The following is a 2819-nucleotide window of genomic DNA, read 5'->3' on the forward strand; positions in this document are numbered from 1 at the left end:
GCTCGGTCACGCGACCTCCACGGCGGTGATGATGACGTCGGTCATGGGCCGGCCAGTAGTGCCGTCAGGACCGATCTCGTTGGGATCGACGCCCCCCGCGTCGACCTGTTGCAGAATCTCGAGGCCGCCGGTGATCTCACCGAAGACCGAATAGCCGCCCGCCGCATCCGAGGGCAGTGGGACATCGGCGTAGACGAGGAAGAACTGAGAACCCATGCTCTCGCCGTCGCCTCCCACGCGGGCCATCGCCACGGTACCGGCGGGGTACATGTCATCCTCGGGCGCGTTCTCGATCGGGCCCCAGGCGTAGCCGGGTCCGCCCTGACCGGTTGCGGTGGGATCGCCGCACTGCAGCAGCGCACCGGGCATGAGGCGGTGGCACGCGGTGCCGTCGTAGAAGCCGTTCTGCGCCAGGAACACGAAGTTCGCGACCGCCTGCGGTGCGTCAGCGCCGTGCAGCACCATCGTGATGTCACCCACGTTGGTCGTGATCGTCACATCCCAGTCCTGGTCGAGCGAGTCGCTCGCCGGAGGTGCGGCCTCGTACTGCTCAGGGTTCGTGGTCGGGAGCGGTTCACGCGCACCGGGCTCGGTGGCGCCGTCTGACGTCACGACGTCGGTCGGGGTCTCCACCGACTCCTGGCCGGCTCGGTTCGCGAAGAACAGACCGCCGACGAGGATGCCGAAACCGACCACGGTGAAGACGGCCACGAGCAGCCGTTCACGACGCAGGCGAGCCGACCTCGCGGCACGCTCAGCCTGCTTCTGATAGCGGCGTCGCGCATACTCGCGCTCACGCTTGCTCGCCACGTGACCTCCTCGCCCGCACCCGGTGGCGGGCGCTCCAGAGGGATCCGGCAGTCGCCGAAACCCGCCCACAGTCTAGGCAAGGCGTTCCCCTCGATCGCGGCTGGGACGTCGTCGAGAGGTCACGGTGTGGTCACAACCGTCTCACGGCCAAGTGTGTGGTGGCTGTGGGGCGGGTGGGTCGGCGCGGATGGAATGATGCACGACATGCCTCGAGTCGCACCTCTGTCCGGCTTTCCTGAATGGCTTCCCGCGGGCCGCGTGGTGGAGCAGCACGTGATCGATGTGATGACGTCCACGTTCGCGCTGTTCGGCTACGCGGGGATCGAGACGCGAGCGGTCGAGCCGGTCGAGTCGCTGCTCAGCAAGGGCGAGACGTCCAAGGAGATCTACCTGCTGCGGCGGCTGCAGGCTGAAGCCGCCGAGGCCGACGCCGGCGAGTCGCAGCTTGGCCTGCACTTCGACCTCACGGTGCCGTTCGCACGCTACGTCGCGGAGAATTCCGGGCGGCTGACGTTCCCATTCAAGCGCTTCCAGGTGCAGAAGGTGTGGCGTGGCGAGCGCCCGCAGGACGGGCGCTTCCGTGAGTTCGTCCAAGCCGACATCGACGTCGTCGCCCCTGATGAGCTGCCCGCGCACTTCGAGATCGAGGTCCCGGTCGTGATGGCCACGGCATTCGAGCGGCTGCGGGAGCTCGGCGTGCCGCAGGCGCGCGTCTCCGTCAACAACCGCCGCGTGTCGCAGGGCTTCTATGAGGGCCTCGGGATCGAGGACGTGGACGGCACGCTGCGCGTCATCGACAAGCTGGACAAGATCGGTGCCGGTGGCGTGCTCGCGGCGCTGCAGGCGGAGGTCGGTGCGTCGGAGGAGCAGGCCCGCGCATGTCTGGCACTGGCAGAGATCACCGCCACCGATGCCTCGGTGGCCGATCAGGTGCTGGCGCTCGGTGTGCGCACGCCGCTGCTGGAGCAGGGTCTGGACGAGCTCGTGGGCCTGGTTGAGGGTGCCGCGGCGCTGGTGCCGGGTGTGGTGGTCGCCGATCTGAAGATCGCCCGAGGTCTCGACTACTACACCGGGAGCGTCTACGAGACGACACTGCTCGGGCACGAGAACCTCGGCTCGATCTGCTCGGGCGGCCGCTACGACTCCCTCGTGGACGATGGAAGCACCACGTACCCGGGTGTCGGCATGTCGGTCGGGATCAGTCGCCTCGTGTCACGGTTGTTGCGCGACGAGCTCGTGCGCCCGACGCGCCCCGTGCCGACGGCGGTGCTCGTGGCGGTCGTCGACGAGGACACGCGCGACCGCAGCAACGCCATCGCGCGGCGACTCCGGGCCCGCGGCATCGCCACGGAGGTCGCCCCGGTCGCCGCGAAGTTCGGCAAGCAGATCCGTTACGCCGATCGTCGCGACATCCCGTTCGTGTGGTTCCCCGGGGCGGGCGCAGGCGATGACGGCGAGCCCGGCGACGGTGAGGTCAAGGACATCCGCAGCGGCGACCAGGTCGCCGCCGAAGCCGACACATGGCAGCCCCCGGCTGACGACTTGCGGCCCCGGGTGGTTCCCGCCGGAGAACCTCGGTAGGACGCTCGTCGCGCACGCCTCAGCGGGTGGTGAGGCGCAGACTGTGTGTGTCGGCGCTCGGTTGCTGAATGACGTCACGCTCGGGCGGGCGGAGACACCTCATCCGATGTTGAGGAGTCCGTAGGTGACGTCGTGCTCGTCTTGGGTGAGGGAGTCGGGGTCTTGCCATGGGTCCCAGGGTGGGGTCCAGGTTTCCTTGACCGTGGTGGGGACGTCGGAGCGAGACTGACGCGGGGTGTTCGGGGTCGCGTCCTGCCCTGCATGGCGGTGCTGCTCGCTCGCCCGTGCCTGGCTCGGTTGCAGTGTCTGTCCGGCCTCGGTGGCGTAGCGGGCGATGCCGTTGAGCGGGGTGGTGGTGCCGTTGGTGACGAGGAAGACCGCTCCGGCAGGTGAGGTCCATACCCACACTCCGATCACCGGGCACACGA

At 68.7% G+C, this 2819-nt stretch carries 3 protein-coding genes; 1 reads left to right on the forward strand and 2 read right to left on the reverse strand.

The genetic code is table 11. The annotated features are described in order from the left end of the window. Window positions 1–6: 6 nt before the first annotated feature. Window positions 7–810 (reverse strand): peptidylprolyl isomerase, encoded by an 804-nt coding sequence (locus ACOJSN_RS11845; protein WP_420112702.1) that lies wholly within the window; start codon window positions 808–810, stop codon window positions 7–9. Window positions 811–1014: 204 nt separating this feature from the next. On the opposite strand from ACOJSN_RS11845, the gene hisS reads away from it, so the two are divergent. Continuing rightward, entirely contained in the window at window positions 1015–2391 is a 1377-nt protein-coding gene (gene hisS, locus ACOJSN_RS11850; RefSeq protein ID WP_420112703.1) for a histidine--tRNA ligase, read from the forward strand. 99 nt (window positions 2392–2490) lie between these two features. Here hisS and ACOJSN_RS11855 read toward each other — a convergent pair. Further along, window positions 2491–2819: hypothetical protein (locus ACOJSN_RS11855; RefSeq protein ID WP_420112704.1), on the reverse strand; the 329-nt coding region annotated here is incomplete at its 5' end.

This window comes from Pseudactinotalea sp. (assembly GCF_048594945.1).
GTDB lineage: Bacteria > Actinomycetota > Actinomycetes > Actinomycetales > Beutenbergiaceae > Pseudactinotalea.